Genomic DNA, 1196 nt, shown 5'->3' on the forward strand with positions numbered 1-1196 from the left:
TCTTAAACGAACTCTTGGGCGAACTCTTGAAAAGCTAGAGAAACCCTCTGAACTTTCACGCACTGTCGACAGATTTCATTGAGTTCACACAGGAATCCGTCGCCTGATGGCGACAGTGTCGACACTACTAGGTCACCGTGAACACGGGCCGGGCAGGGAGACGCAACATGGCGGATCAGGACACGCATCTCGTGCAGCAGGTTGTGAGTCCCGTTCCATTGCTGGTGATGATCATGTGGTGGTCATGCGGCCTGCGAGTCTGTCCGACGACCCCTGTCTGAACGGGTGATTGCGCACTTCCTCACCGTCAGTCGGCGATGAGCACCGGGCGGGGCCCCGCTTCGGCCGTCCACGCTTCGCTGATCTGGGAGAGCGGGTAGGCCTGGGCGTTCACCTCGACCTTGCCGTCGGTGATGAGCTGCACGTAGGAAGCGACCTCGTTGAAGTACCGGCGCATCTCGAAGGAGCCGATACCGCTGCCGCTGAGGCGGAAGGGGCGACTGCGCAGCAGCGAAGCGGGTACGGCGGCCTGTTCGCCGGCGGTGGAGCCGATCTGCACGTAATGGGTGGCGCTGTTGCCGGGCACGTTCGCCAGTGCCTGGAAGGCGGACTCGGCCGCGCCGCCCCACAGGAAGTCCAGAACGAGGTCGGGCGACTTGCCGTCGAGGGCCGCACCGATGGCCGCCGCGTCCGCGCCCCTGTCGCCGCCGATTTCGACGGTCTCGGCGCCGAGTCCGGCTACGCGCTTGAGGTCGTCGGTGCCGCGGCCCACGCCGATCACGCGTCGCACGCCGAGCGCCTGTGCGTTCTGGACGGCGAGGCCGCCGGCCGCACCGGTGACCCCGATGATCATCGCGGTGTCCGGGGTGCCGTGCTCGTCGACGTGGGCGGTCAGCGGCATCCAGGACGACATGCCCGGGTTGATGCCCGCCGCCACGGCGACGGGGTCGGCGCCGTCCGGAAGCGGGAGGGCCATGGCGACCGCCATCCGCTCGGCGTACGTGCCCCAGGGGGCCTCGATCTCGCCGGTGTACACCAGCGTGCCGTCGGCGGTGCGGGCGACCGCGTCCACACCCGGTACGAGCGGGTACTGCCCGGTGCTGCTGTAGTGCTTACCCGAGGCCTTGTGGCGCACGATGGGGTGGATCGCCGCGGCGACCAGATCGACGATCTGCTCGCCCTGGCCGGCCAGGGGT

General features: G+C 67.7%; 1 protein-coding gene. It reads right to left on the reverse strand.

Translation table 11 applies throughout. From position 1 onward, the window contains the following. Positions 1–307 precede the first annotated feature (307 nt). Positions 308–1196 (reverse strand): zinc-binding alcohol dehydrogenase family protein (locus I8N67_RS41585; protein WP_200309549.1); only part of this gene is annotated, 889 nt, incomplete at its 5' end.

The organism is Streptomyces adelaidensis (genome assembly GCF_016598475.1).
GTDB classification, from domain to species: Bacteria; Actinomycetota; Actinomycetes; order Streptomycetales; family Streptomycetaceae; genus Streptomyces; species Streptomyces adelaidensis.